This window comes from Streptomyces sp. NPDC086787 (assembly GCF_044745865.1).
Classification (GTDB): domain Bacteria; phylum Actinomycetota; class Actinomycetes; order Streptomycetales; family Streptomycetaceae; genus Streptomyces.
Window position 1 is genome coordinate 172,276 of the sequence record NZ_JBIVBC010000004.1, and the last position, 26,543, is coordinate 198,818.

Annotated in this window: 29 protein-coding genes; 11 read left to right on the forward strand and 18 right to left on the reverse strand. The window is 71.7% G+C overall.

Annotation, left to right across the window (positions count from 1 at the left end):
- Positions 1-64: 64 nt before the first annotated feature.
- Both ACIPK3_RS12870 and ACIPK3_RS12875 read right to left on the reverse strand, forming a co-directional pair.
- A complete protein-coding gene (locus ACIPK3_RS12870; RefSeq protein WP_402568948.1) occupies positions 65-757 on the reverse strand; it encodes a response regulator in 693 nt (230 codons plus the stop codon).
- Between the two features lie 13 nt (positions 758-770).
- The gene (locus tag ACIPK3_RS12875) at positions 771-2,063 is read right to left on the reverse strand and encodes a sensor histidine kinase (RefSeq protein ID WP_402568950.1); all 1,293 of its coding nucleotides are present in this window, start codon (positions 2,061-2,063) and stop codon (positions 771-773) included.
- Positions 2,064-2,241: 178 nt separating this feature from the next.
- Here ACIPK3_RS12875 and ACIPK3_RS12880 point away from each other — a divergent pair, with 178 nt between their 5' ends.
- Complete coding sequence (locus tag ACIPK3_RS12880; RefSeq protein ID WP_402568951.1) at positions 2,242-2,442, forward strand: hypothetical protein; 201 nt, start codon at positions 2,242-2,244, stop codon at positions 2,440-2,442.
- A 23-nt stretch (positions 2,443-2,465) separates the two neighbouring features.
- Here ACIPK3_RS12880 and ACIPK3_RS12885 read toward each other — a convergent pair whose 3' ends face one another.
- From ACIPK3_RS12885 to allB, 4 genes are all read right to left on the reverse strand, one after another.
- A complete protein-coding gene (locus ACIPK3_RS12885) occupies positions 2,466-2,870 on the reverse strand; it encodes a ribonuclease domain-containing protein (RefSeq protein ID WP_402568953.1) in 405 nt (134 codons plus the stop codon).
- Positions 2,871-3,050: 180 nt separating this feature from the next.
- Positions 3,051-3,866 carry an AIM24 family protein gene (locus ACIPK3_RS12890; RefSeq protein ID WP_402568954.1) on the reverse strand — a complete coding sequence of 272 codons (816 nt, stop codon included), beginning with the start codon at positions 3,864-3,866 and terminating at the stop codon, positions 3,051-3,053.
- A 62-nt stretch (positions 3,867-3,928) separates the two neighbouring features.
- The gene (gene alc, locus ACIPK3_RS12895) at positions 3,929-5,044 is read right to left on the reverse strand and encodes an allantoicase (protein ID WP_402568956.1); all 1,116 of its coding nucleotides are present in this window, start codon (positions 5,042-5,044) and stop codon (positions 3,929-3,931) included.
- Between the two features lie 47 nt (positions 5,045-5,091).
- Positions 5,092-6,432: an allantoinase AllB gene (gene allB, locus ACIPK3_RS12900; RefSeq protein ID WP_402568958.1), complete on the reverse strand. Its 1,341-nt coding sequence runs from the start codon at positions 6,430-6,432 to the stop codon at positions 5,092-5,094.
- 209 nt (positions 6,433-6,641) lie between these two features.
- Between allB and ACIPK3_RS12905 the strand changes: the two genes are divergently transcribed.
- Positions 6,642-7,427, forward strand: coding sequence for an IclR family transcriptional regulator (locus tag ACIPK3_RS12905; RefSeq protein WP_402568960.1), 786 nt, complete (start codon positions 6,642-6,644; stop codon positions 7,425-7,427).
- A 47-nt stretch (positions 7,428-7,474) separates the two neighbouring features.
- On the opposite strand, the gene ACIPK3_RS12910 is transcribed toward ACIPK3_RS12905, so the two are convergent.
- Entirely contained in the window at positions 7,475-7,789 is a 315-nt protein-coding gene (locus ACIPK3_RS12910) for a DUF5955 family protein (RefSeq protein ID WP_402568962.1), read from the reverse strand.
- 133 nt (positions 7,790-7,922) lie between these two features.
- On the opposite strand from ACIPK3_RS12910, the gene ACIPK3_RS12915 reads away from it, so the two are divergent.
- Together ACIPK3_RS12915 and aceB are read left to right on the forward strand one after the other, a co-directional pair.
- The gene (locus tag ACIPK3_RS12915; RefSeq protein WP_402568964.1) at positions 7,923-8,522 is read left to right on the forward strand and encodes an NTP transferase domain-containing protein; all 600 of its coding nucleotides are present in this window, start codon (positions 7,923-7,925) and stop codon (positions 8,520-8,522) included.
- 204 nt (positions 8,523-8,726) lie between these two features.
- On the forward strand, positions 8,727-10,352 hold the full coding sequence (aceB, locus tag ACIPK3_RS12920; RefSeq protein WP_402568966.1) for a malate synthase A: 1,626 nt from the start codon (positions 8,727-8,729) through the stop codon (positions 10,350-10,352).
- A gap of 14 nt (positions 10,353-10,366) precedes the next feature.
- Here aceB and ACIPK3_RS12925 read toward each other — a convergent pair whose 3' ends face one another.
- The 3 genes from ACIPK3_RS12925 to ACIPK3_RS12935 form a co-directional block, all read right to left on the reverse strand.
- Complete coding sequence (locus ACIPK3_RS12925) at positions 10,367-10,657, reverse strand: SelT/SelW/SelH family protein (RefSeq protein WP_402568967.1); 291 nt, start codon at positions 10,655-10,657, stop codon at positions 10,367-10,369.
- Positions 10,654-11,568, reverse strand: a complete 915-nt coding sequence (locus ACIPK3_RS12930) for a HipA family kinase (RefSeq protein WP_402569431.1) — start codon at positions 11,566-11,568, stop codon at positions 10,654-10,656. The genes ACIPK3_RS12925 and ACIPK3_RS12930 overlap by 4 nt, the downstream gene beginning before the upstream one ends.
- A 130-nt stretch (positions 11,569-11,698) precedes the next feature.
- A complete protein-coding gene (locus tag ACIPK3_RS12935; protein WP_402568969.1) occupies positions 11,699-13,225 on the reverse strand; it encodes an IucA/IucC family protein in 1,527 nt (508 codons plus the stop codon).
- Positions 13,226-13,352: 127 nt separating this feature from the next.
- Here ACIPK3_RS12935 and ACIPK3_RS12940 point away from each other — a divergent pair, with 127 nt between their 5' ends.
- Genes ACIPK3_RS12940 through ACIPK3_RS12950 form a run of 3 tightly spaced genes read left to right on the forward strand, consistent with a single transcriptional unit; the run spans position 13,353 to position 16,975 of the window.
- Complete coding sequence (locus ACIPK3_RS12940) at positions 13,353-14,891, forward strand: IucA/IucC family protein (RefSeq protein WP_402568971.1); 1,539 nt, start codon at positions 13,353-13,355, stop codon at positions 14,889-14,891.
- A 9-nt stretch (positions 14,892-14,900) separates the two neighbouring features.
- Complete coding sequence (locus ACIPK3_RS12945) at positions 14,901-16,163, forward strand: VWA domain-containing protein (RefSeq protein ID WP_402568973.1); 1,263 nt, start codon at positions 14,901-14,903, stop codon at positions 16,161-16,163.
- Positions 16,163-16,975: a hypothetical protein gene (locus tag ACIPK3_RS12950; RefSeq protein WP_402568975.1), complete on the forward strand. Its 813-nt coding sequence runs from the start codon at positions 16,163-16,165 to the stop codon at positions 16,973-16,975. The genes ACIPK3_RS12945 and ACIPK3_RS12950 overlap by 1 nt, the downstream gene beginning before the upstream one ends.
- Before the next feature lie 93 nt (positions 16,976-17,068).
- On the opposite strand, the gene ACIPK3_RS12955 is transcribed toward ACIPK3_RS12950, so the two are convergent.
- Positions 17,069-17,695: a winged helix-turn-helix transcriptional regulator gene (locus tag ACIPK3_RS12955; protein ID WP_402568977.1), complete on the reverse strand. Its 627-nt coding sequence runs from the start codon at positions 17,693-17,695 to the stop codon at positions 17,069-17,071.
- Positions 17,696-17,776: 81 nt separating this feature from the next.
- On the opposite strand from ACIPK3_RS12955, the gene ACIPK3_RS12960 reads away from it, so the two are divergent.
- The 4 genes from ACIPK3_RS12960 (at position 17,777) to ACIPK3_RS12975 (ending at position 21,209) form a co-directional block, all read left to right on the forward strand.
- Positions 17,777-18,985 (forward strand): pyridoxal phosphate-dependent aminotransferase, encoded by a 1,209-nt coding sequence (locus ACIPK3_RS12960; RefSeq protein ID WP_402568979.1) that lies wholly within the window; start codon positions 17,777-17,779, stop codon positions 18,983-18,985.
- 128 nt (positions 18,986-19,113) lie between these two features.
- On the forward strand, positions 19,114-19,722 hold the full coding sequence (locus ACIPK3_RS12965; protein ID WP_402568981.1) for a histidine phosphatase family protein: 609 nt from the start codon (positions 19,114-19,116) through the stop codon (positions 19,720-19,722).
- A 154-nt stretch (positions 19,723-19,876) separates the two neighbouring features.
- The gene (locus ACIPK3_RS12970; RefSeq protein ID WP_402568982.1) at positions 19,877-20,542 is read left to right on the forward strand and encodes a hypothetical protein; all 666 of its coding nucleotides are present in this window, start codon (positions 19,877-19,879) and stop codon (positions 20,540-20,542) included.
- 58 nt (positions 20,543-20,600) lie between these two features.
- Complete coding sequence (locus ACIPK3_RS12975; RefSeq protein ID WP_402568984.1) at positions 20,601-21,209, forward strand: exonuclease domain-containing protein; 609 nt, start codon at positions 20,601-20,603, stop codon at positions 21,207-21,209.
- 39 nt (positions 21,210-21,248) lie between these two features.
- On the opposite strand, the gene ACIPK3_RS12980 is transcribed toward ACIPK3_RS12975, so the two are convergent.
- The 7 genes from ACIPK3_RS12980 to ACIPK3_RS13010 form a co-directional block, all read right to left on the reverse strand.
- Positions 21,249-22,100, reverse strand: coding sequence for a methyltransferase domain-containing protein (locus tag ACIPK3_RS12980; protein WP_402568986.1), 852 nt, complete (start codon positions 22,098-22,100; stop codon positions 21,249-21,251).
- A gap of 377 nt (positions 22,101-22,477) precedes the next feature.
- Positions 22,478-23,857: an 8-oxoguanine deaminase gene (locus ACIPK3_RS12985; RefSeq protein ID WP_402568988.1), complete on the reverse strand. Its 1,380-nt coding sequence runs from the start codon at positions 23,855-23,857 to the stop codon at positions 22,478-22,480.
- A gap of 31 nt (positions 23,858-23,888) precedes the next feature.
- Positions 23,889-24,809, reverse strand: coding sequence for a factor-independent urate hydroxylase (gene pucL / locus ACIPK3_RS12990; protein ID WP_402568990.1), 921 nt, complete (start codon positions 24,807-24,809; stop codon positions 23,889-23,891).
- Between the two features lie 5 nt (positions 24,810-24,814).
- Positions 24,815-25,210, reverse strand: a complete 396-nt coding sequence (uraH, locus tag ACIPK3_RS12995; RefSeq protein ID WP_402568992.1) for a hydroxyisourate hydrolase — start codon at positions 25,208-25,210, stop codon at positions 24,815-24,817.
- Between the two features lie 7 nt (positions 25,211-25,217).
- Positions 25,218-25,742, reverse strand: coding sequence for a 2-oxo-4-hydroxy-4-carboxy-5-ureidoimidazoline decarboxylase (gene uraD, locus ACIPK3_RS13000; protein WP_402568993.1), 525 nt, complete (start codon positions 25,740-25,742; stop codon positions 25,218-25,220).
- 165 nt (positions 25,743-25,907) lie between these two features.
- Complete coding sequence (locus tag ACIPK3_RS13005) at positions 25,908-26,276, reverse strand: helix-turn-helix domain-containing protein (protein ID WP_402568995.1); 369 nt, start codon at positions 26,274-26,276, stop codon at positions 25,908-25,910.
- On the reverse strand, positions 26,273-26,521 hold the full coding sequence (locus tag ACIPK3_RS13010; protein ID WP_402568997.1) for a hypothetical protein: 249 nt from the start codon (positions 26,519-26,521) through the stop codon (positions 26,273-26,275). The genes ACIPK3_RS13005 and ACIPK3_RS13010 overlap by 4 nt, the downstream gene beginning before the upstream one ends.
- Between the last annotated feature and the right edge of the window lie 22 nt (positions 26,522-26,543).

Sequence of the window (26,543 nt, forward strand, 5' to 3'; positions counted from 1 at the left end):
GGTGCCCGGACCCGTGCTGATGGCCGGAATCATCCCCGCCGCCCCCAGGGCGTGCGGACACGTCCTAGGCCCATGGACCGCCGTCGTCGCTCGGGCTCTCCTCCAGCAGCCCCGCGTCGTACGTCAGCAAAGCGATCTGTACCCGGTTGTTGAGGCCGAGCTTCGCGAGCAGGCGGGACACGTGGGCCTTGACGGTGGCGACGCTCATGAAGAGCGCGGCGGCGATCTGGGCGTTGGCGAGTCCCCGGCCGACCGCCACGGCGACCTCGCGCTCCCGTTCGCCCAGTACGGCGAGCCGCTCCCGCGCGCGGACACGGCGGCTGTCGGCGCGGTCGGCCGCCGCGTGCCGCATCAGCTGCCGGGTGACGGCGGGCGAGAGCACCGGGTCGCCGGCCGCGACCCTGCGTACCGCTTCGACGATCTCGGCGGGCGGCGTGTCCTTGAGGACGAATCCCGCGGCGCCCGCGCGCAGGGCGCGCAGCACCTGTTCGTCGGCGTGGAAGGTGGTGAGCACGACCACCTGGGGGGCGTCCGGGCGGCCGCGCAGCCGCTCGGTCGCCGTCAGCCCGTCCACCGTCGGCATGCGGAGGTCCATCAGGACGACGTCCGGCCGGGTGCGGTCGACCAGCGCCTCGACCTCACCGCCGTCGGCGGCCTCCGCGACGATCTCCATGTCGTCGGCCCCGCCGAGCATGAGGGACAGGCCCGCGCGTACGAGGGGATCGTCGTCCACCAGAAGCAGTCGGATGGCAGTCATGTGCCGTACGTAATCATGCTTGTACGGCTCCGGGGGCGGCAGTTAATTCGCCTGCTGCCCACGGCAGCCAGGCGCGTATCCCGAACCCGCCGTCCCGGGTGGGTCCGTGTTCCAGGCGTCCGCCGGCCAGGGTCGCGCGTTCGGTCAGGCCGATCAGGCCCTGGCCCGAGCCTGGGACGGGCGGCGGCTCGGACTCGGGGGCGGGGTTGTCGACGGAGACGGTCAGCCCGTCGCCGGGGGCACCGGTGACGGTCACCGTGACCGCGGTGCCGGGGGCGTGCTTGCGGGCGTTGGTGAGGGCCTCCTGGGCGATGCGGTAGACGGTGCGGCCGACGGAGGCGGGCACGGTTTCGGGGTCGGTGACCCGGCTGTCCAGGACGACCGTCATACCGGCCTCGCGGGACTCGGCGACCAGGGGGGCCAGCGCGGCGAGCGTGGGCTGGGGGCGGCCGGTGTCCTCGGGTTCGCCCGCGCGCAGCACACCGATGATCTCCCGCAGGTCCTGGAGGGCCTCGTGCGCGCTCTCCCGGATGACTCCGGCGGCGCGGGCGATCTGCTCGTGGGGGGCGTCCGGCCGGAACTCCAGGGCTCCGGCGTGGACGCTCAGCAGGGTGAGCCGGTGGGCGAGCACGTCGTGCATCTCCCGGGCGATGTCCTCCCGGGCCAGGCGCTGGGCCCGCTCGGCACGCAATTGCGCCTCGCGCTCGGCACGCCGGGCGCGGTCGCGCAGGCTGAGCATGAGCTGGCGTTTGGAGCGGACGAACATGCCCCAGCCGATGACCGTGAGGGTCAGCAGCACCGTGAACGCGACGACACCGGCGAAGGGCAGACTCGGATCGGGGCGCAGCAGGAAGAAGCCCGGGACCAGCGCCAGCCCGATGCCGCCGGTCCAGGCCACGTACCGGAAGGGCCGGTGCACGGCGAGGGTGAACAGGATGACCAGCGACGCGCCGCCCGCGGTGTTGGACAGCAGGCCGACCGGGATCATGGCGACGGCGAGCGCGACCGGCCACCGCCGCCGGACCCACACGGCCGCGCAGGCCAGAGCGCCCAGGATCTGGTCGAGGACGGCGAGGGCGTGCGGCAGGTTCGCCTCGGCGGACAGGGAGCGCGCGGCACCGAGGCCGACGGCGGCGGCCAGCAGGAAGCAGACGAGGTCGACGGCCCAGTCCCGTGCCGTACGGCGTGGCCGCCGCCCCGGGGAGTCCGGGCCGTGATCCAGTTCATGGACCACGGCGGACGGGTACAGCCACCGGCGGACCGCGAATTCATGCGGCGTCGGCGCCGCGTCGTCACCCTGCTTCACGGTCGGCGAATCTACGCGGCGCGGGCCCCGGCGGCTCCTCCGCCAGGGGAATCACCGACCAAAGTCGGGCCGTCGTGGACTTTCGGCTGTCCGCCGCGGCCCGTGGCGAGGCTTTCGGCGGAGGGAACTCGCCCCGCGGCCGATGTGTGGGGGGAAGCCGCGGGGCGAGGGTCGTGTCATGAAGAAGTTGCTGGAACTGATCGGATTCCTGGCTCTGGTGCAGGGTGTGCTGGGCCTGGCGCACCAGTTCACCCACTGGCGGGTGGGTCTGGTGCAGCGGCTCGGCTTTCTCGACGGCTACGAGATATACGCGAGCGTCGGGCTGGTGGTGCTGGCGTTCGCGCTGTTCGCCGCCGCCGAGAGCCAGGGGCCCGGCTGAGTGCCGGCCGGGCCCCCGCCCGTTCAGCAGCCGAAGTCGATCAGGTCGAACGTGGCGTAGTGGTCCGCCGTGTAGTAGTCCTCCTGGTGCTTCTCACCGGTGACGACGCGTCGGGCGCCACGGGTGGGGGAACCGGGGGTCTCGACCGTGTACTCGTGGTAGTAGCCGTCGGACTGCTGCGGAAGGATGTCCTCGCGGTTGTCGAAGACGACCCCGTCCTGGTCGTGCGGGTACGGGCCGCCCTGGTCGATGAGGTCGAGGGTGGTGTGGGCCTGCGCGGGCAGTTCGCCGTAGCAGACGCTGCCGATGGACGCGGCGGAGGCGACGGAGGCGTCCGCGGTCGTGGCACTTACCGTGCCGCCGACGAGGAGGGCGGACAGGAGGGCGCCAGTGGCGCCGATGCGGGTGATCTGTGGGGGGATTCGCATGGGCCACATGATGACGCGCGTAGAGGATGGCATGTCAATGTCAAAATTGACGACGTTGAAGACTCACCCATCCCGTCCACGGAGTCTTCACCGGGCGGTTTCACCAGTGAACTCACGGGGTGGATTCTTCACGGAGCCGCCCCACCCGGACGGAGTCGCCCCACCCGACGGGGCGGGCACTCACCCCGTGTGCGTGGAGAACAGCCCTCCGGTCGCCCCCTGCTTGTCGCCGCCCTGGGCCTTCCGCAGTGCGTTGGCGAGACCCTCGATGGTGAGGGACTGGAGGATGACCCGGCCACTGCCCTCCAAGGTGGCCAGCGACAGGCCCTCACCGCCGAAGACCGCGTTCATGATCCCCTGACGGTTGAGGCCGCCGACGCGCTGGACGCCGTACCGGATGCCCTCCTCGAATGCCACGACGCAGCCGGTGTCGACCTCGATACGGCCACCGAAGTCGGCCGGGTCGAGGTCGATGAAGTTGCCCGCGCCGGCGATGATCACCGTGCCGTGGCCGGTGAACTTCTCCAGGATGAAGCCCTCGCCGCCGCTCATGCCGGTGCGGCCGCCCTGGAAGGCGATGCCGAAGTCGACCGTGGACTCGGCGGCGACGAACGCGTCCTTCTCGGCGAACCACGCGCGTGTGCCGTCGAGCTCCAGGGCACGCATCTCGCCGGGCAGCACCCCGGCGAAGCCGACGGTGCCCTCACCGCCCTGGGCGGAGAAGTACTGGAACGCCGCCGACTCCCCCGCCAGCACGCGCTGGCCGACCTGCATGGCGGTGCCCATGGCCTGGCGCAGCATGCCGCCCATGCCGCCACCCCCGCCACCCTGGGCCCGGCCGCCGCCGTCCGACGGGCCGCCCAGCCGGGTCTCCATGGTCACGTTCGCGGTCTTGAACAGGAACTTCCCGGCCTCGCAGTACACGGTCTGGCCGGGGCGCAGGTTGACGACCGCCATCTGCATGGCGTTGCCGACGATCTCTTGCTGAAGTGTCACGGCAGGAGAACGCGGAACCGGAGTGATGAGTTCCGGTTGGATGGGGTGATGTGCGGCAGCTCTCAGCCGCCCAGTTCCCGATGCCGGCCCGCCAGCTCCGACGCGCCCTGCCGGGTCAGGGAGCCGAACAGGCGCAGCCGCGAGATTCCGCCGTCGGGAAAGATGTCCACGCGCGCATGGGTGCCGACGGCGGGCTCCGGCAGGACGAAGCGGTGGTCGGTGTCGGGCTGGAGGCGGGTGCGCGGCAGGATCTCACGCCACTCACCGCCCTCGCCGTCACGCACGGACACCGACGCCCAGCCGGCGCTGTTGCCCTTGAGGTAGGCGGTGTCGATCCCGATCGCACGGATCTCGGCCTGGGCGGCGAGCCGGTAGCGGATCCAGTCGTTGCCCCGGTCGCGGCGGCGGCGGGTCTCCCAGCCGTCGTCCATCTTGCGGGAACGGCCCGGCTGGATGGTGTTGGTCGCCGGGGAGTAGAAGAGGTCGGACGCGTCCTCGACGCCGCCGCCGTTCTCCAGGGCGACGACGTCGAAGGTGCCGAGGGCCGCCAGCCAGGCGGGATCGGGGACGACCTCGCCGTACACCCGCAGACGGGCGATACCCCCGTCGGGGTGCTGGTTGACCCGCAGGTGGGTGAGGCGCTGCTCCACCGAGACGGCGAAGCCGTTGGCCGCGTGGCCGCCGACGGGGGTGCGCGGGACGAGGGGCGTCCACTTCACGTCGTCGCCGAGCAGTTCCTCCGGGGACGGCGAGCCCGGCACGCAGGCGCCCTCCACCGACACGGCCTGCGGGTAGTTGCCACGGAAGTGCGCGGTGTCGACGACGATGCCCCGCACGACACCCGGGGCGCCGAGCCGCACCAGCGCCCAGTCGTGGTCGTCGGCGGCGGGCCAGGGGTGCCCGGCGCCGACGCCGCGGCGGCGGCGGGTCTCCCAGCCGTCCATGATCTTGCCCTTGTGCCCGAAACGCTCGGGGTCGAACTCGGCCCGTCCGGGGACGAGGAGGTTCTCCCGCTGGGCGAAGAACTCGTCGTTGGCGGCGATGACACCGGCGCCGAGCCGTCGGTCGGCGAGGTTGACGTGGTGGGTGAAGGGGAAGTCGGCGGTGCGGTAGTCCGCGTAGGGGTCGCCGCCTCCGTAGGGGTTCGCGTCGCCGGTGAAGCCGGGGGTCGCCGTCACGGTGATCAGGTGGTCCTTTCGGGAGTCGGCCGCCCCGGGGGCGGGGGTCAGTGGGTACGGTCCAGCAGCCGGCCCGCCGGCTCGGCGAACTCGCCGTCCGCGTGCACGCGTTCGCCGCGCAGCCAGGTGGACTTCACGACCCCGGTCAGGGTCCGGCCCGCGTACGCGGTGACGCGGTTGCGGTGCTGGAGGGCGGCCGGGTCGACGGTGAAGGCCTCGTCGGGGGCGAGTACGGCGAAGTCGGCGTCGTGCCCCGGTGCGATGGCACCCTTGCGGCCGTCCAGGCCCACCAGGGCGGCCGTCCGCGCCGACATCCAGCGCACGACGTCCTCCAGGCCGTGTCCACGTCGGCGGGCCTCGGTCCATACGGCGGCCAGGCTGAGCTGGAGGCCGGAGATGCCGCCCCAGGCGGTGGCGAAGTCGCCGGTCTTGAGGTCGGCCGTCGAGGGCGAGTGGTCGGTGACCACGCAGTCGATGGTGCCGTCGGCCAGCGCCTGCCAGAGCAGGTCCTGGTTCGCGGCCTCCCGGATGGGCGGGCAGCACTTGAACTCGCTGGCGCCGTCGGGGACCTCCTCGGCGGTCAGGGTCAGGTAGTGCGGGCACGTCTCCACCGTGACGCGCACTCCGTCGGCCTTGGCGGCGGCGAGCAGGGGCAGGGCGTCGCTGGAGGACAGGTGCAGCACGTGCACGCGCGCGTGGAGGCGTTTCGCCTGCGCCAGCAGGGTCGCGATGGCGCTGTCCTCGGCTCCGCGCGGGCGGGAGGCGAGGAAGTCGGCGTACCGGGGGCCGCCGTGCTGCGGGGCGGCGGCCAGCTGGTGCGGGTCCTCGGCGTGCACGATCAGCAGGCCGCCGAAGCCGGCGATCTCGGCCAGTGAGCGGGCCAGCTGCTCCTGGTCGAGGTGCGGGAACTCGTCCACGCCCGACGGCGACAGGAACGCCTTGAAGCCGAAGACTCCGGCGTCGTGCAGTGGCCGCAGGTCCGCGACATTGCCGGGCAGGGCGCCGCCCCAGAAGCCGACGTCGATGTGCGCCTTGTCGGCGGCGACCCGCCGTTTCGTACGGAGGTGATCGACCGTCGTGGTCGGCGGGAGGGAGTTGAGCGGCATGTCGACGAGGGTGGTGATGCCGCCGGCGGCCGCGGCGCGGGTGGCGGTCCAGAAGCCCTCCCACTCTGCGCGGCCGGGGTCGTTGACGTGTACGTGGGTGTCGACCAGGCCGGGCAGCAGGACGTGGTCGCCGAGGTCCTCCAGACGGGCCGACGCGGGGACTTCGGTGTCGTACGGCAGTACGGCGGTGATCGTCCCGGCGGTGACCGCGACCGAGGCGGCTCGCGTACCCTCCGGGGTGATGACGCGCGTCGAGCGCAGCACCAGTTCGGCGTCGGACACCCGGACCCCTTTCCGCGATGTTGCTTCAACGTTCTGTTGAAGGAGTTTTCACTCCCGTCTCCGTGCCGTCAAGAGGCACACTTTCCACGGTGCACCCGCCGCCACCCGTAGTCGTCGGTCTAGACGTTTCCGCCAGGCGGAATTAGAATTCCGCCAGATAGAAACACAGCCCCTGGGTAGCACCTGCATTCCCCGAAAGGAAACGCGCCGTGCCGACGTCCAGCGCCAGCTCCGCCGACTCCGCCAGGTCCGGCGGGGTCCAGTCCCTGGAGCGCGCCTTCGACCTGCTGGAGCGGATGGCCGACGCGGGCGGCGAGGTGGGCCTCAGTGAGCTGTCCGCGAGCAGCGGGCTGCCCCTGCCGACCATCCACCGCCTGATGCGCACCCTGGTGGCCTGCGGCTATGTACGGCAACAGCCGAACCGCCGGTACGCACTCGGCCCGCGCCTGATCCGGCTCGGCGAGTCCGCCTCCCGGCTGCTCGGCACCTGGGCCCGCCCCTATCTGGCCCGCCTGGTCGAGGAGACCGGCGAGACGGCGAACATGGCCCTGCTGGACGGCGACGAGATCGTCTATGTCGCCCAGGTGCCCTCCAAGCACTCGATGCGCATGTTCACCGAGGTCGGCCGGCGGGTCCTGCCGCACTCCACGGGTGTCGGCAAGGCACTGCTGGCCGACGTCCCCGACGACGAGGTACGCGCCCTGCTGTCCCGCACCGGCATGCCTGCCGCGACGGAGAAGACGATCACCACGCCGGACGGCTTCCTGGCCGCGCTGGCGGAGGTGCGCCACCTCGGATACGCCGTGGACGACAGCGAGCAGGAGATCGGCGTCCGCTGCCTCGCCGTCTCGGTGCCCGACTCCCCCACGGCCGCCGCACTCTCGATCTCCGGCCCGGCGGGCCGCGTCACGGAGTCCGCCACGGACCGGATCGTCCCGATCCTCCAGCAGGTCGCGGCGGAACTGTCGCAGTCATTGGCGAACTCGGGCGGCTGAGCGGCCGGGCCTCAGGGGGCCTTCAACGCACACCGCGACACCGCAGCTCAGCGACGCGGCGGCTCGCCGAACAGATCCACCGCGTCACGGACGCCCGACAGGCCGCGGGCCAGCGCGCTGACGGAGCCGATCGCGCCCGCGATCAGGAGCAGGGAGCGGCGCAGGCGGGGTATCTCGGGGACGCCGGTCACGGCCATCGCGGCGAGCGCCGCCAGTTCGTCCTCGGCGATGACCCGGTCCGGGAAGTCCGCGGGGTGCGCGGCGAGTTCGCGGCGCAGCCGGGACACCGCGGACCGCAGTTCCGCCACCCTCGGATCCTCGTCGCTGTCGGTCAATGACCTCTGCCCCAAGCTCCGCAACACAGCCCTCCCCCGGGCACGCCCAGTTGGAACGCGGGCCAGTAAACGCCACCCGGCACGGGGTGCGCCACACCACGGGCCGAAATTCAGGCCATCGAGAAGGGGCGTTCCGCTTCACGTCCGGTATGCAGGACGCATGACGGACAACCAAGGCGGGATCACCGGCCTGCTCCTCGCCGCGGGCGGCGGCAGACGGCTCGGCGGACGCCCGAAGGCGCTGCTCGAACACCGGGGGCGGTTGCTGGTCGAGCACGCGGCCGCGGTGCTGCGTACGGCCGGCTGCGACCGCGTCCATGTGGTGCTGGGCGCGAGCGCGGAGGAGGTCCGGCGGCGGGCGGACCTCGGCGGCTGCGTCCTCGTGGACAATCCCGACTGGTCCGAGGGCATGGGTTCCTCTCTCCGGGCCGGTCTCGACTCCCTCTCCGGCACGGGCGCGGCCGCGGCCCTGGTCTCGCTGGTCGACCAGCCCGGCATCGGCCCCGAGGCGGTCGCCCGGGTGCTCGCCGCCCACACGGACGAGCGGTCGCTGGTCTGCGCCGCCTACGACGGCACACGCGGGCATCCCGTCCTGTTCGGCTCGGCCCACTGGGCGGGCATCTCCTCGTCCGCGACCGGGGACCGGGGCGCCCGCGCCTATCTGAAGGCGCACGAGCGGGAGATCCGTCTCGTCGAGTGCGCGGATGTGGCCGAACCGTACGACATCGACACCGCCGAGGACCTGACCCACCTCGAGTGAGCGGGGTGGCACTCGGCGCCACTCTGCGCCGGCTTGCCTCGACCCGGAGAATCTCGACGTCAACAATCCATTGAAGTTCCACAATGAGGAAACTAGTATCCACTGATCAGAAGCACTCCGCTGCCCTCCGGGCGCTCACAGCCCGCCGGGCCCCCGACCGGAACGACTGGCACCCGGTGCCACCGCTGAAGGAAGTGACAGCTGATGTCCGCACCAGCGCCGTCTCCGCTGGCCATCGTCGACGCCGAGCCCCTGCCCCGGCAGGAGGAGGTCCTCACCGAGGCGGCGCTCGCCTTCGTGGCCGAGCTGCACCGGCGGTTCACACCCCGCCGTGACGAACTCCTCGTACGCCGCGCCGAGCGCCGCGCCGAGATCGCCCGCACCTCCACGCTCGACTTCCTCCCGGAGACCGCCGCGATCCGCGCCGACGACACCTGGAAGGTCGCCCCGGCACCCGCCGCGCTCGACGACCGCCGGGTCGAGATCACCGGTCCCACCGACCGCAAGATGACGATCAACGCGCTCAACTCGGGCGCCCGGGTCTGGCTCGCCGACTTCGAGGACGCCTCCGCACCCACCTGGGAGAACGTCGTCCTCGGCCAGGTCAACCTGATGGACGCCTACAGCCGGAACATCGACTTCACCGACCCCGTCTCCGGCAAGTCGTACGCCCTCAAGCCCGACGAGCAGCTCGCCACCGTCGTCATGCGCCCCCGCGGCTGGCATCTGAACGAGCGTCACCTCGTGGACGAGCACGGCACCCCGGTCCCCGGCGGCCTGGTCGACTTCGGCCTGTACTTCTTCCACAACGCCCGGCGGCTGCTCGACCTCGGCAAGGGCCCGTACTTCTACCTCCCGAAGACCGAGTCACACCTCGAAGCCCGCCTGTGGAACGACGTGTTCGTGTTCGCCCAGGAGTACGTCGGCATCCCGCAGGGCACCATCCGCGCCACCGTCCTGATCGAGACGATCACGGCCGCGTACGAGATGGAGGAGATTCTCTACGAACTGCGCGAGCACGCCTCCGGACTGAACGCGGGCCGCTGGGACTACCTGTTCTCCATCGTCAAGAACTTCCGTGACGGCGGCGCCAAGTTCGTACTGCCGGACCGCAACGCGGTCACGATGACCGCCCCGTTCATGCGCGCGTACACCGAACTGCTCGTCCGCACCTGCCACAAGCGCGGCGCGCACGCGATCGGCGGCATGGCGGCGTTCATCCCGTCGCGCCGCGACGAGGAGGTCAACCGGGTCGCCTTCGAGAAGGTGAAGGCGGACAAGGACCGTGAGGCGGACGACGGCTTCGACGGCTCCTGGGTCGCCCACCCCGACCTGGTCCCGATCGCCATGGAGTCCTTCGACCGGGTCCTCGGCGAGAAGCCCAACCAGAAGGACCGGCTGCGCGAGGACGTCCACGTCGAGGCCGCCGACCTGATCGCGGTCGACTCGCTCGAAGCCCGGCCCACCTACCCGGGGCTGGTCAACGCCGTCCAGGTCGGCATCCGTTACATCGAGGCGTGGCTGCGCGGGCTCGGCGCGGTCGCCATCTTCAACCTCATGGAGGACGCGGCGACCGCGGAGATCTCCCGGTCGCAGATCTGGCAGTGGATCAACGCGGGCGTCGAGTTCGAGAACGGCGAGAAGGCGACCCCGGAGCTGGCCCGCAAGGTGGCCGCGGAGGAACTGTCGAACATCCGCGAGGAGATCGGCGAGGACGCCTTCACCTCGGGCCACTGGCAGCAGGCCCATGACCTGCTGCTCCAGGTGGCTCTGGACGAGGACTACGCGGACTTCCTGACACTGCCCGCGTACGAGCGGCTCACCGGCTGAGCGTCACCGGCACCTCACTTGTCCGAGTGGCCCAGGGACTTCCCCGGGGCCACTCGGTCACGTACGGCCCGCTTCACGGCCGTGGGCTCCGGGAAGCCCTGCTCCCGGCGGTCCCAGACCACCTCGTCACCGACGCGGACCACGAAGACCCCGCCCTTGCCGGGCCTTAGGGACAGCTCGGTCAGCTCCTTCTCGAAGGTGGTCAGCAACTCCTGTGCCAGCCAGGCGGCGCGCGGCAGCCAGCGGCACTGGGTGCAGTACTCGATCTCCACCCGCCGTGTCTCCGTCGTACCGGTACCGGTCATCCGAGGTGCACCGACCAATCCTGTTCCGCCGCCGGTTTGCCGTGCAGGTCGGGGACCTGCTGAAGCCATTTCGGCCGGCCCTGCCGGGTACGCGCCGCGCGGAGCGCCTCCTCGGCGGCGAGTTCCTCCCGGCTCGGGAAGTCGGCGGGGAGCCAGGCCGCGGACGCGGCGGCGCGCGCGTGGAGGTGGTCCACGTACGCGGCACGGACCTCGTCCGGCGTCGCGAACCCCTCCTCACCGGCCAGCCAGGCGTCCGGGACCTCGGCGACGATCCCCTCCAGCAGTTCCCGCGTCACCTTGGGCGCGAGCTCGGCGTCGGCCGCCCGCACGTCGGGCGCGTAGTGACCGAGGGCGTGGTGACGGCTGTCGTACGCCTTCGCCGGATCCGAGGCTCCCCAGCGGTGGTGGAAGACGAGCGCCGCGCCGTGGTCGATGAGCCACAGCCGGGGCGGCACGACACCGAGGGTCGGCCACACCATCAGGTTGGAGCTGTGCACCGTGCGGTCGACGTTCACGGTCAGCGCGTCGAGCCAGACAATCCGGCCCGCCTCCACCGGATCGACACGGAACTCCTTCGCTACCTCCGGTGTGAAGTCCTTCGCCCCCGGCAGATGGTCCATGCCGAGATTCAGCCCCTCGCTGGCCGCGTGCAGATCCCGCACCTCCCGGTGCGGCTCCGCGTCGGCGATCACCGGGTCGAAGTGCACCAGGACCAGTTCGGGAAAGCGCAGCCCCAGCGCCCGCGCCAGCTCCCCCACGATCACCTCGGCCACCAGTGCCTTGCGCCCCTGCGCCGACCCGGTGAACTTCACGACGTACGTCCCGAGGTCATCGGCCTCGACAACACCGGGAACGGAGCCACCGGAGCGCAGCGGGGCGACGTAGCGGGTCGCGGTGACCTCCCGCAGCATGGTTCCCCCTTGCATCGGCCGAGCACCTGAAGTGCCCATGGTAACCGGGCGTGACAGCCGGGGGCGGTGGAGACCGTGGTGCCGTCGGCGATGGTGAAGGCAGTCGTGGCGGACCCGCCCTCGCGCACGCTCAGGAATCCGTGCCCGTCGTCGCCAGTGGGTTGCGCAGTGGCAGATAGCGGGCGTCGGCGCCGTCCGCGCCGGTCCAGCGGAGCAGCAGGTTCGTCTTGCCGGGCAGGGTGGGTGAAGTGAGCAGGGCGGTGATCTCCGGGAGAGCGGAGTGGCGGGCCAGTTCACGGCGGGCCGCGGGCCAGGGGTCCAGCCCCGGGTGGCGCTCGGCGAGCCGCGCGGCGATCTCGGTGAGGTGGTTGGCGACCAGGCAGTACACCAGGCGTTCCCAGCCTGCGGCCCGGTCCACGTCTCCCACCAGCTTGACGCCCTCGGCGTCCCGGAACAGCGCCTGTACGGGGGTCCCGCCGGCGTCCACGGCGATCAGGGAGTTCTGGAGGTGTGCCTCCAGTACGACGCCGTGGTCCGCGAAGGCCGTGAGGACCGGGGGCACCACCTGGCGCAGATACGCCTCCCACCAGGCGCCGGGGTCGGCCGTGGCGGCGAGCGGGTCGCCGTCGAAGCCCTCCGCCAGACCGGCGCAGAGCAGCGGGGTCGCTCCCGGCAGGAGGTGGTCGCGCAGTCCGTCGCGGACGAGGACGGCGAGTTCCTCGAAGGCGAAGTCGGCGGTGCGGTAGCCGCGGTCGCCCAGCCAGGCAGCGGGCCTGCCCATCGTGGCGAAGGCCCGGGTGGCGGCCGCGTTGGTGCGGCGCAGTCTCAGCAGGTCGTGGCGCCACAGCCGGCGGATGTCGTTGGTGATGCGCACATCCAGGCTGAACTTCAGGAAGACGTCGGCGAGCGGCTCGTACAGGGTGCGGATCGCGGCCGTGGGCCAGGCCTCGAACCCGGTCGTGCCCAGCCGTACCAGGCGGCCGTCCGCGAAGGCGGGGGCGAGGTCGGGGCCGACCAGACCGAGCTGCCAGGGGTGCGCGGGCAGCAGCCGGTAGCCGGGCGGGGCGGCGCCGAGGGCGTCCAGCGCGCCGGTGTCGCCCTCCTCGGCCACGCAGTCCTCGCGCACGCCGAGCAGCACCAGCGGGAACCGGGCGTGCGCCTCGGGGGCGTACGGCAGCCAGCCCGCGACGGGGCCGCCGCCCCGGGCCTTGGGGGCGGGATGGTGGGGATGGCCGGTGATCAGGGACTGCTCGGAGCGCAGATACGGGTCGTCGGGTGCCGTCGCCCGGGCGCGCGCGGTGAGCAGCGCGGCGACCGCGTCCCGGCTGTCGGTCATCTCGATCGGCAGCTCGTCGTTGGACACCCCGGTGTGCCGGCGCAGCTCGTCGGCGACCAGTTTGACCAGGTCGGTGTGGCCGAGGAGCTGCCAGGCGCCCTCCATGTGCAGTTCGGGGCGGGTGGGCCGGCGGCCGCCGCGCACGCGCAGCAGGCGGCCGCCGCCCGGCAGCCGGTACACCCTCGGCTCCCCGGGCTCCCCGGGCCCGGGGAGCGGCTGGGCGACCTCCCGCAGCAGGCAGTTGAGCAGGGGGGCTGCCGCGTACGCGTCGGCGCGTCGGCCGATGTCGTCGCTGGGGGGCTTGAGATCCACGCGATCCACTTCGTTCTGTTGCGTCCACACGGGTTCGCACGGGGGTTCTTGCGTGCGAACGGTCCGATGGTGATCAGTATGTCTGTCGACCGTGGCATTCGTGACCGTCCCGTTCCGTACCCCGAGGAGCCCCGCCGTGCACCGTCCCCCCACTGTCGAGGAGCAGGTCGCCGCCGAATTGGCCGAGATCCGGCCCGGCCTGGTGGCCCGGTACTCGGCCGAGCTGCCGGGCGCCCGGTCGGCCGTGCTGAGCCGGCTGTGGCGGGCGCTGGCCCATGAGCCACTGCCGTGGATCGCCCGTCGCGGGCCGGACGGGCGGGGTGGGCCGGACGGGCCGGGCCTCGCGCTGTGGCTCGGCGACGGGCGGGTGCTGCGTGGCCCGCGCGCGGACCCGTATGCGACGGGCGACTACGTCCGGGTCGTAGACCTCGACGGCGAGTCGTACGACGACGCCGCCCGTCTGATGACGGATCTCGCGGTGCCGCACTCCGCGGGTTACGCGGCGGAACTCGCCCACAGCACCGCCTCGTTGGCGCTGTCGCGGGCGGGCCGGCCGACCGGGCCGCAGGAGTGGCCGACGAGGGACTGGAGGTGGGAGCAGCGGGTGGCCGACGGGCATCCGTTCCACCCCAACTGCCGTTCCCGTCCCGGCTTCTCGGTGGCGGAACAGCTCGCGTACGGACCGGAGCACGGACCGGTGGTGGAGCTGCGGTCGGTCCCGGTACGGCGGGAGGAGTGCCTGGTGACGGGTTCCTGGCCGGAGGAGACCGGGGACGGCGGGCGGCTGCTGATCCCGGTGCACCCCTGGCAGGCGGAGCACGTCCTCAAGACGGCCGGTGAGCCCTGGCGGTCGGCGCATCCCCTGATGTCCCTGCGCACGCTGGCACTGCCGGAGGACGGGCCGCATGTGAAGACGGCGCTCAGCACTCGCCTCACCTCGTCGGTGCGGGACATCTCCGAGTACTCGGTCGGGGTGTCCGCGGCCCTGTCGTCGTTCGCGGAGGACCTTGCGGCCCGTACGGACGGGCTGCTGCACATCACGCGCACGCTGGGCGCGGTGACCGCGCACTCCCCGGATCTGGCCGCCGTACTGCGCGAGTCGCCGCGCCAGTACGCGGCGCCGGACGAGCTCGCGCTGCCGGTCGGGGCACTGGCCACCACGGACCTGCCCGACTCCCCCGCCTGGCTGGCCGAGTTCACCCGGCTCGCGCTCACGGTCGGGCTGCGCCTGCTGGACCTGGGGGTGGCACTGGAGGCGCACGGCCAGAACCTGCTCGTGGTGCTCTCCGCAACGGGTGCGCCGCTGCGGCTGGTCTACCGCGACCTGGCCGATATCAGGGTCAGCCCCGCCCGTCTGGCCCGACACGCCATCGCGCCGCCCGCGCTGACGGGCCGTCTGGTCACGGACGACGAGACCGCACTGCGCCGCAAACTGTTCGGCTCCCTGGTGGCGGGTGCGCTGGCGGGTACGGCGGGTTCGGGCGCCGCGCTCGGGGCTGCGCTGGAGACGGTCGTACGGGATCTGCCGCGCACGGACGACCTGCGGGCGCTGTGTGCGGAGCCGCTGCCCGCGAAGGCGCTGACGCTGATGCGGCTGTCGCCGCAGACGCCCGGTGACCAGTGGTTCGGGCTGCCGAACCCGCTCGTTTTGGAGCCCGGCACCTCTGATCAATAGGATCCGCCGATGATCAGAACACAACGGCTGGCGGCGGGCGTCTGCGCTCTGCTCGCCGCCCTGACGGCCGGGATCGCGTTCCCCGCCGGAGCGGCCGCCGACGAGACGGAACCGGCCGCTCCGAAGGTGGAACTCGTGCTGGATGTCAGCGGTTCCATGCGGGCGAACGACATGGACGGCGGGTCGCGGATGGCCGCGGCGAAGCAGGCGTTCAACGAGGTGCTCGACGCGACGCCCGAGGAGGTCCAGCTCGGGATCCGGACCCTCGGCGCCAACTACCGCGGCAACGACCGGAAGACGGGCTGCAAGGACACGGCACAGCTGTACCCGGTCAGCAAGCTGAACCGCACCGAGGCCAAGACCGCGGTCGCCACGCTGACGCCGACCGGCTGGACGCCCATCGGTCCCGCGCTGCTGAAGGCGGCCGGAGACCTGAACGGCGGTGACGGCACTCGCCGTATCGTCCTGATCAGCGACGGCGAGGACACCTGCCAGCCGCTGGACCCGTGCGAGGTGGCCCGGGAGATAGCGGCCAAGGGCATCGGGCTGACCATCGACACCCTGGGCCTGGTGCCCGACGCCAAGACCCGCGCCCAGCTCAGCTGCATCGCCGACGCGACCGGCGGCACCTACACCGATGTCCGCCACAAGGAGGAACTGTCGGACCGGGTGGGCGAGTTGGTGGACCGCGCGGCCGACCCGGTGGTGACCCCGGTGGCGACCGAGGGGACGGACCGCTGCGAGGCGGCGCCGGCTCTCAAGTCGGGGCTGTACACCGACCGCGAGGAGTTCGGGCAGCAGCGCTGGTACAAGGTGGACGTCAAGCCCGGTCAGGAGCTGCGCGCCTCGGTGAGCGTGGCGGACGACCGGGCCGTCAGTCCGAACTACGGGGTGCTGCTGCGAGCGGTGACCGTGCACGGGCGTGAGATCGTGCGCGGCGAGGCCGCGGGCACCGGGCGCACGGATGCCGTCTCCACCGGTCTGCGCTATCCGAAGCAGGAGAGCAACGACGACGAGGCGGCCGCGGAGACCGTGTGCCTCCAGGTCACTCAGTCGTTCTCGGCGGCGGCCGGCGTGAAGACCACGCCGGGCCTGCCGCTGGAACTGACCGTCGACGTCGTGGACGGCCCGTCCGGCCACCACGACGTGGCCGCCTTCGGCCTCGGCCGTGGCTGGTGGCTGCTCGGCGCGCTGGTGCTGACCGGCTTTGTCGCGGGTCTGCTGTGGGGCTGGGTGTCGCGCTGGCGGATCGCTGTCTGGAGGACGAACTGATGCGAATCACACGTGTGTTGGGTGCCGCACTGCTGGCGCTCGGACTGGCCGCCTGGCCCGCCGCCGCCGACTCCTCGCCTTCGCCCTCGGGCTCGCCGAACTCCTCCTCCGACGACTCGGCACCCACCCGGGCGGGCACCTCCTTCCGTACGGCGACGGAGATCGAGCAGGGGCAGCAGGCCACCGCCTCCGCCTCCACCGGTGACTATCTGTACTGGTCGTTCCCCGCGGACACCGGGCAGCGTCCCACCGTCAAGGCGACGGTGAAGCTCCCGGACGCACACGGCTCCCAGACCTGGCAGCTCGATGTGTACGACGGGCTGCGCCGTCACCAGTCCTGCCAGTACGGCGCAGCGACCCGCACCGCCGGACAGGGCGCCGCCCCGGTCGAGTTGGCCTGTGTGCTGCGCACCGTGCGCGGCTGGTCCGAGCCGTGGTCGAGCGACCCGCTGCCCGGCACGTACTACGTCCGGCTGACGGTCGTGAACCTCGGCGCCGCCGATCTCGGCAAGCCGGTCGGTGCCGAAGTGCGCGTCGACTCCAAGGACATCGGCGGCGCCGAGGCGGTGGACGGCTCGCTGGGCAAGCCGCTCGTCCCCGGGATCGCCGCCAAGTCCGCCGAGGAGAAGGACGGTTCCAAGGCCGCAGTGCTGTCCAGCTTCGGCGAGGACGACGGCTGGTCCTCCGGCTGGTGGTCCGACCGCTGGGTGTGGACCGCGATCGGCGGCGTGCTCGCCGCACTCGCCGGCATCGGCGGCTACGCCCTGACCCGCGGCAACGGCCGACCGTCACGGATACCGCCGGGCGCCTGACCCCGCCTCACCGCCTCACCGAAGGGCCCGCCGCGTGGACACGCGGCGGGCCCTTCGCCGTACACCCCTCGGGCAGCGCGATGGCGATCGCCCTCACCCCTCGCGCAGGGCCTTGGCGATCTCGCCCTCACCCGCCACCGTCACCCGACCGGCCCGGATCGCGTCCGCGAGCGTCAACTCGCCCCGGACCAAGGCCTCGCAGGTCTCCGTGTCCAGTGCCAGCCTCGCGTCCGCCTCGCCCGGCGCGGGTCCGTCGCCGTAGACCGGGGTGCCCTCGGCGCCGACGCGGAGATGGAAGTCCCCCTCCTCCAGACTGACTTCGACAACACCCTCGCCATCCAGCGCGCGCAGCAGCGGCAGCGCGAACCAGTGGGCCCGTACGGCGTCGGTTGGGCGCCGCTCGCCCACCTCGGCCTCGCCCCACTCACCCAGCGCCTGGAGCACGGGGAGCAACTCACGTCCGCGCCGGGTGAGTTCGTAGACGAACACCGCGCCCGGCGGCGGCAGCCGACGTCGGACCGCGACACCGTCCCGTTCCATGTCCTTCAGCCGCGAGGCGAGTACGTCCGTGCTGACTCCGGGCAGGTCCGCGTGCAGGTCCGTGTATCGGCGGGGACCGGCGAGAAGCTCGCGGACGATCAGCAGGGTCCAGCGGTCGCCGACGAGGTCGAGTGCGCGGGCTGCGGAGCAGTACTGGTCGTAGCTTCGGCGAGGTGACATGCGACGCAGTCTAGACGCGTTGTTGGACTTTCCAAGCTCCAGCTTGGTAAAACCAAGCATCACCAGTTTCCGGAGGGGCGCATGGAGTTCCGGCAGTCGAACAAGCTCAGCGAGGTCTGCTACGAGATCCGCGGCCCGGTGATCGAGCACGCCAACGCACTGGAGGAGGCGGGGCACAGCGTGCTGCGCCTGAACACCGGCAACCCGGCGCTGTTCGGCTTCGAGGCGCCGGAGGAGATCCTCCAGGACATGATCCGGATGCTGCCGCAGTCCCACGGCTACACGGACTCGCGCGGCATCCTCTCCGCCCGCCGGGCGGTGGCCCAGCGCTACCAGACCCTGGGCCTGGAGGTCGGCGTGGACGACGTCTTCCTCGGCAACGGCGTCTCGGAACTGGTCTCGATGGCCGTACAGGCGCTGGTGGAGGACGGCGACGAAATCCTCGTCCCGGCGCCGGACTTCCCGCTGTGGACCGCGGTCACCACGCTCGCGGGCGGCAAGGCGGTGCACTACAGGTGCGACGAGCAGGCCGACTGGAACCCGGACCTGGCCGACATGGCGTCGAAGATCACCGACCGCACCAAGGCCGTCGTCATCATCAACCCGAACAACCCCACCGGCGCGGTCTACCCGAAGGAGGTCGTCGAGGGCATCCTCGACCTCGCCCGCCGCCACGGCCTGATGGTCTTCGCCGACGAGATCTACGACCAGATCCTGTACGACGACGCCGTCCACCATTCGGCCGCCGCGCTCGCCCCCGACCTGGTCGTCCTGACCTTCTGCGGCCTGTCGAAGACCTACCGGGTGGCGGGCTTCCGCTCCGGCTGGCTGGTCGTCACGGGCCCGAAGCAGCACGCGAAGGACTACCTGGAGGGCCTGACCATGCTCGCCTCCATGCGCCTGTGCGCCAACGCGCCCGCCCAGTACGCCATTCAGGCGGCCCTCGGCGGCCGCCAGTCCATCCACGAACTCACCGCGCCGGGCGGCAGGTTGCGCGAGCAACGCGACGTCGCCTGGCAGAAGCTCAACGACATCCCCGGCGTGACGTGCGTGAAACCCAAGGGCTCGCTGTACGCGTTCCCGCGCCTCGACCCCAAGGTGCACAAGATCCACGACGACGAGAGGTTCGTCCTGGACCTGCTGCTGCGGGAGAAGATCCAGGTCGTCCAGGGCACCGGCTTCAACTGGCCGGAACCCGACCACTTCCGCATCCTGACCCTCCCCCACGCGGACGACCTGGAAGCGGCGATCGGACGGATCGGGCGGTTCCTCAGCGGCTATCGGCAGTGACCGCCACGTGTCCCGCCGTCGGCGCGGGCCGTACCCGGCAGCGGGCTCGGCCGTCCGGCCCAGTCCGCCCTGCGACCCGCCGGTACGGTGTGTCACCGTGCTGACAGGCGAATGGGAAGGGCGCGAGCGTGGCTGACATCATTCTCGTCCGGCATGGTGAGACCGAGTGGTCGCGGTCCGGGCAACACACCAGCTGGACGGACCTGCCGCTCACCGAGCACGGGCGGGATCAGGCGCGCGGGCTCACGCCCCTGATCCGCTCCCGGCAGATCGGGGCCGCCTTCGTCAGCCCGCTCAAGCGGGCGTGCGAGACCGCCGAGCTGATCGGCATGGCCGACGCCCGGGTCAACGCCGACCTGCGCGAATGGGACTACGGCGGCTACGAGGGCGTGACGACCGCCGAGATCCAGCGCACCCGGCCCGGCTGGTTCCTGTTCACGGACGGGGTCGCGGCAGGGCCGCCGGAGCACCCCGGGGAGACGCCGGAGCAGGTCGGAGAGCGCGCGGACCGTGTCCTGGCGAGGGTGGACGCGGCGATGGACGGTGTCGAGGGCGCCGCCCTGCTCATCGCGCACGGGCACTTCCTGCGCGTCCTCACCGCCCGCCGGCTCGGCCTGCCGCCGTCCCAGGGGGCCCTGTTCCAGCTGGCCACGGGAACCCTGTGCAGCCTGGGCACGGAGCACGAGCGTCCGGTGATCACGGGGTGGAACCTGCGGCCGCCGGGTTCACCGGAGTAGGCGGAGCAGCCGGACTGCCGGGACTGGCCGGAGCGGACGGGGTGGCCGGGGTGGCCGGGAGCGGACGAGGTGGACGAAGCGGGCGTTGTCGGTGCCGGGCCGTAGCCTTCTCGCGAGAAGGACGGAAAGTCCGTACGCCCGGAGGGAGCACGCCGTGACCCGACCGCCCACCGCCCCGCAGCGGCGTGTCATCGACACCGCCGATCCGGCCACCGGACGCCTGCGGGGCACGGAGGCGCAGCTCGCGGCGCTGGTGAAGCGAGGCCTGGCCTTCCGGCATCCACGGCCGCCGCACGACCACTTCCTGACACCGGCGGGGCACCGGATACGCGAGGCGGCGCCGGAAAGCGCCGCCGACCCTGTGGAGCCCTCGGAGTCCCCGGAATCCCTGCGCCCCCCGGAATCCTCCTCCCCCGCCGTCGGCGTGTTCGCCGCCCGCGTCGGCGGCGAGGTGCCGGGGAGCACCACCCCCGCCCGGCTGCGCGAGGTCCGTACCGCCTGGGAGGGACTGCTGGAGCTGCGCCGGATGACCAACCGGGACGGGGCGACGGACCGTCCGTGCGGCTGGGAGCGTACGCATCTGGTACCGGCCGCGGCGCTCGCCCTGGAGTCCGCCGGGCACCGCCCCGCGAGCACGGACGAGGACGGCTACCGGGTGCGCGAGACCCCGCAGCCGGACGCGGTCGCCGTGTACGTCCCGGACGGCGAGACCCTGCGCGCGTGCGCGGCCACGCTGGCGGGGGCGGGCTGGCAGGCGGGCGAGTACACGGAGCCCCGGACCCGGGCGCGCTATCTGCTGGCGTCCCCGCGCCGGGTGTGAGGAGTCCGAGGGGAATTCAGGTGCGGACGCCGGCGTGCGCCTGCGATGCTGCGGTCCCGTGACCGGACGACGCGTGAGACCCAGCCGCTACATCTCCGTGGACATCGAGGCCGACGGCCCGATCCCGGGGCCGTTCTCCATGCTGAGCCTGGGTGCGGCCGTCGCCGGTACTCAGGACGCCGAGGGATTCACGGCCGCGGATCCCGAACAGCACACCTTCTACCGCGAGCTGAGGCCGATCAGCGCCGCGTTCGACCCGGAGGCACTGGCGGTGAGCGGACTCGACCGCGAACGGCTGACGGTCGAGGGAGCCGAACCGGGGCACGCGCTCGCCGAGTTCAGCGCCTGGGTGCGCGAGGTGAGCGCGGGCGCGCAGCCGGTGATGTGCGGCTATCCGGCTTCGTACGACTGGACGTTCCTGTACTGGTACCTGATCCGCTTCACCGGCGCGAGCCCTTTCGGTCACTCGGGCTGCCTGGACATGAAGACCCTGTACGCCACGAAGGCGGGCCTCCCGCTGCGAGCGGTGGCCAAGGGCAACATGCCCCGCCACCTCCTCTCGACACGCCCCCACACCCACCACGCCCTGGACGACGCCGTCGAGCAGGCAGAGTTGCTCGCCAACCTCATGGCGTGGCCGGGTCCCGGGACGACGCCAGGCGCATGACCTCGTGGGGCATCAGCAGGCCTATGCGTCCGCTCGTGGTCAGCGAGGCCGGTAGGCGGTGGCCAGCACGGAGACGGTGACCTGGTCGGGCAGGAGGCCGTCTTCGGTCAAGTCTGCACGGCACACATGGCGTGCGCTCGGCGTCATCGCCACCAGGTCCAGAGCATCAACCCTGCTCAGGGGCATGGAGTACTCCACCCGCCGAGTGACGGCAGCCTCGAAGAAGGGGTCCAGCGCCCGGTGCAGGCGCTGTTCCTTGGCCGGGTCGATCCCGACCGTCGCAGGCAACCGGCTGCGCAGCTCGGCCAAGTGCCGGCCAGTGGGACGGACCACGATCAGCCGACCGGTCGGGCGCAGCACGCGATGGAACTCTGCCGGGTTGCGCGGGGCGAACACGTCCAGCACGACGTCTGCCATCCCGTCGGCCAGCGGGAAGGGGCGGAAGACGTCCCAGGCCACTGCGGCGGCTCGGTCGTGGGCTCGGGCTGCCGAGCGCAGCGCGGGCACCGATGCGTCCAGACCCAGACCACGGGCGCCGGGGAACTGGTCGAGTACGCCGGCCAGGTAGTAGCCCGTGCCGCATCCCACGTCCACGACCGTGGCCTGTCCGGACACGGCGTCGGCCGCCAAGCGGGCCCCGACTTCGCGGATGGGCGCGTAGCTGCCGGTGGACAGGAATCGGTCCCGGGCCAGAACCATCGCTGCGTCGTCGCCGCTGGTGGCGCGGGTGCCCGTCAGCAGGCCGGCGTAGCCGTGGCGGGCGATGTCGAAGGTATGGCCCACCGGGCAACGCAGCGCGCCGCGTTCGGGGTGCAGATGACCCGTGCGGCACGTCGGGCAGCGCAGCAGGTCGAGGGACAGTTCGAGGGCAGGGGAAAGCGACACGGGCACGAGGCACTCCTGGCAAGGGTGAAGGGGGAAGAGACCGTGCCTGCACGCGCGCTCGGAGCGTCACTGCCTCAGGAAGGAACGGGCAGCGTCGGCAACGTGGTTCACGCAGCGGGCACACCAAGGAGGGCGACGCCGTCCGGCATCGCCCTCAAAGCCTTCCGATTACAGGAAGCAGCAGTGCGGGACGCTCATGAATGCCACGTCACGAGTCTACGTGAAGCCCAGTCGTTACCCGGAACCAGGGCCAGCAGACGCCGTCGCGGTGACCGTGCCGGGGCTCGCGTTTGTGTGCGTGCCCCGGCGACGGCCGCCGTGGACCCCGCTCGGTCCACCGCTGCCGGCCGGGAGCCGTCCCTCCCGGCCGGTGTTCTTGGGGGTCAGCCCCGCGCGGCGATGTCGGCCAGGCGGCGGGCCTCCGCGCGGGTGGCGCGGGCGATGGCGTCCTCGTCGGCGTGGAGCAGGCGGCCGTGTTCCACGACCGGTTCGCCGTTCACGAGGGACAGCGTGACCGGGGCCGCCGCGCCGAACACGAGGGCGGTCACCGGGTCGGCGATGGAGGCGTGGGCGAGGGTGTCCAGCTTCCAGAGCACCAGGTCGGCGAGCTTGCCCGGCTCCAGTGAGCCGATCTCGGCGGCACGGCCCAGCACCTGGGCGCCGCCGAACGTACCGAGACGCAGCGCCTGACGGGCGTTCAGGGCGGCCTCGCGGTGGACGCCGAGGCGGTTGATCAGCAGGGCGTTGCGCAGTTCGGTGTGGAGTTCGCCGGACTCGTTGGACGCCGTGCCGTCGACGCCGAGGCCGACCGGGACACCGGCCGCGAGCATGTCGGGGACGCGGGCGATGCCGGCCGCGAGGCGGGCGTTGGACGACGGACAGTGGGCGACACCCGTCCTGGTGCGGGCGAAGGCGGCGATGTCCGAGTCGTTCATGTGGACGCAGTGGGCCATCCACACGTCCTCGCCGAGCCAGCCGGTGGACTCGAAGTAGTCGGTCGGGCCCATGCCGAACAGCTCGTGGCAGAACTTCTCCTCCTCCACGGTCTCCGAACCGTGGGTGTGCAGGCGCACTCCGAGGTGGCGGGCCAGCTCGGCTCCCTGGCGCAGGAGGTCGGTGGAGACGGAGAACGGCGAGCAGGGGGCGACGGCCACCTGCGTCATCGCGCCGAACGAGGAGTCGTGGTGCTGCTTCACGGTCTCCTCGGTCGCGGCGAGGGCGCCATCCAGCGTCTCCACGGCGAAGTCCGGCGGGAGGCCGCCGTCCTTCTCGCTGCGGTCCATGGAGCCGCGGGCGAGGGTGAAGCGGACGCCCATGTCGCGGGCGGCTCCGATGATCGCGCCGGAGAGGTCGCCGGAGCCCTTCGGGAAGACGTAGTGGTGGTCCATCGCGGTGGTGACACCGCCACGGGCCATCATCGCGAGGGAGCCCTGAGCCGCCGCGCGGACCATCGGTTCGTCGATGCGCGCCCAGGTCGGGTACAGCGCGACCAGCCAGTTGAACAGGTTGTGGTCGGTGGCGAGGCCCCGGGTGATCCACTGGTAGAAGTGGTGATGGGTGTTGACCAGCCCGGGGGTGACCAGGTGCCCGGTGGCGTCGATACGGCGGTCCACGTTCGCGAGGCCGTCGGGGGCCGGGCCCGCGCCGAGCGACTCGATCCGGTTGCCCACGATGACGACATGGCCGCTGTCGTACTCGGTGTCGTCCGCGTCCACGGTCGCGATCGCACAGTTCTCGATGACGATGCGCCGGTCTGCTGCCATGGTTCGTCCCGTTCGGAGGAGTTCGGATGTCTCAGAGGTTGGTGAGGTCGACGGGGATCCGGGCCTCGCAGCCGTCCCGCAGGATGGTGGCCTCGATCAGGCCGTACGGGCGGTCGGCGGCGAAGTACACCTCGTTCTCGTTCTTCAGCCCGAAGGGCTTGAGGTCGACCAGGAAGTGGTGCTTGTTCGGCAGCGAGAAGCGGACCTCGTCGATCTCGGCGCGGTTGTTGATGATGCGCGCGCCCATCTGGTAGAGCGTCTGCTGGAGGGAGAGCGAGTAGGTCTCGGCGAAGGCCTGGAGCATGTGCTTCTTCACCTGCTCGTAGGACTTCTCCCAGTGGGGCGTCTTCTGCTCGTCGTCGTTCCAGCCGAAGCGCCAGCGGCCGGACACCTCGGTCGCGAGGATGCGGTCGTGGGCCTCGGGCAGCGTCGTGTACTTGTCCTTGACGTAGCCCCAGAACTCGGAGTTCGTCGAGTTCATCACGACGAGGTCCTTCAGGCCCGAGACAACCTCCCACGACGAGCCGTCGTAGGTGACCTGGGTCAGCCGGGTCTCCTGGCCCTTGCGGACGAAGGAGTGCTTGACCTCGTCGGCGCCGATGAACCGGGAGTTCGCCTCGGAGGTCTCGATGCGCTCCCAGCTGTACTCCTCGATGCGGATCCGGGCGCGCTGTATCGGCTCCTGCGAGGTGACGAAGTGCCGGGCGAGGTGGATGCCGAACTGCTCGGCCGACTCGATGCCGTACTCCTTGGCGAACGCGTACACCGTGTTCTTGGTGGTGTCCGTCGGCAGCACGTTGGCGTTCGAGCCGGAGTAGTGGACCTCGTCCATGTCGCCGGAGAGCGAGACGGAGACGTTGAGGTCCTTGATGTGGTGGGTGGCGCCGTCCCGCGTGATCTTGACGACCCGGTTCTCGGCCTTGCCGTACTGGTTCTGTCCCAGGATGGGCATGTCTGCTAGCTCCCTCGGTATACGGAGTAGCCGAACGGGTTGAGCAGCAGCGGCACGTGGTAGTGCTCGCCCGGTACGACGGCGAACGTGATCGCCACCTCCGGGAAGAACACACCGGATCCGCTGTCCCGGTTCGCGGGGGCGTCCTGCTGCGCATCGGCTTGCTTCATCTCGAAGTACGGCTCGACGGCGAAGTCCAGCCGTACGTGGGTGGTTCCCGCCGGCAGCGCCGGCAGGTCCTTGCACCGCCCGTCCCCGTCGGTCGCGGAACCGCCGAGAGCCTGCCAGTCCGTGTCGCGGCCGGCGCGGGCGGCGAGCCGGACGGCTACGCCCTCGGCGGGTCGGCCGACGCTGGTGTCCAGGATGTGGGTGGACACGGAGGCGGTGGTGCTGCTGCTCATGCTGGTCTCAGTCCTGTTCGACGATACGGGCGAGACGGATACGGTTGATCTTGCCCAGTTCGGTGCGGACGATCTCGCGCTCCCGCTCCGGCGAGTTGCCGATCCGCTCCCTGACCGCGTCACGCATCTGCTCGCCGGTCCTCCCGGTGGCGCAGATGAGGAAGACATGCCCGAACCTGTCCTGGTAGGCCAGGTTCAGCTCCAGCATCTCGGCCCTGAGCTCCTCGGAGGCGTCCGCCATGCCCCGCTGCTCCCGGGCCGAGGCCGGGTCACCGGGCTTGGGGCGGCCGATCGGCGGGTGCCCGGCCATCGCCTCGGCGAGGTCGCCGGCGGTCAGCACGGCCATGGCGGCGTCGCTGGCACGGTAGAGGGCGTCGGCGGAGAGGTAGGGCCGGGCGGCGAGCAGGCGCTCGACCCATGCCCTGGAGGCGCATGCCTCGTGGAGCGCGACGTAGGCCGCGTGCTCCTCCAGGAGGTTGAACCGGGCCAGACCCGAGGGTGTGGCACCCGGGGGCGTGGAAGTCGACGTCACGGGAGCCTCCGTGGCCGCGAGGGCCTTCGTGCTGAACGGGCTGCCGTCAGCTAACGCCCTCCAGAAGACCCGCGTCAACACTTTGTTGAAAATTCCGTACCTTCGGGCCGGCCTCCGGGTCGGACTTCAGGTCGGACTTCAGGTCGGCCCACCTTGCCGTGCGGGTCAGCCCTGCTTGTCGCGGTTGAGGTAGTTGTACACCGTGAAGCGGCTCACCCCGAGGGCGCTCGCCACGGTCTCCACACCGTGCCGCACGGAGAAGGCGCCGCGCGCCTCCAGGACCCGTACGACCTCCTGCTTCGTCTTGCGGTCCAGCTCGGCCAGCGGTTTGCCCTGCCTGCGCTCCATGGCCGCCAGGATGTGGTCCAGCGAGTCGGCGAGCTGAGGCAGCCGCACGGCGACGACGTCGGCCCCCTCCCAGGAGAGCACGACGTCGTCGGGACCGGCCTCGTCCGGCGCCAGCAGCTCGCCGCCCATGGCGTCGACCAGCGGTTTCACCGCCGCGATGAAGGACTCGTCGCCGGTGCCGGTCACACGTCCTCCCCGACGACGTTGACCTGGAGCGAGATCCGGGTGGCACCGGCCTCCAGGGATCTGCGCAGCAGTGCGTCCACGGCGGTCAGTACGGCGTCCGCGCCGCCCTCGGCGGTGTTGCCGAACGGGCCGACGTCCACCGCGTCCAGCTGGGCCGTCTCGACGACCTCGCGCGCGACCAGCGCGTGTGCGGGTGCCCGGTCGAGATCGAAGGGTTCGGTGGTGAACTCCACGCGCAATCGCATCAGTGCCCCCAGGGTGCCGTTG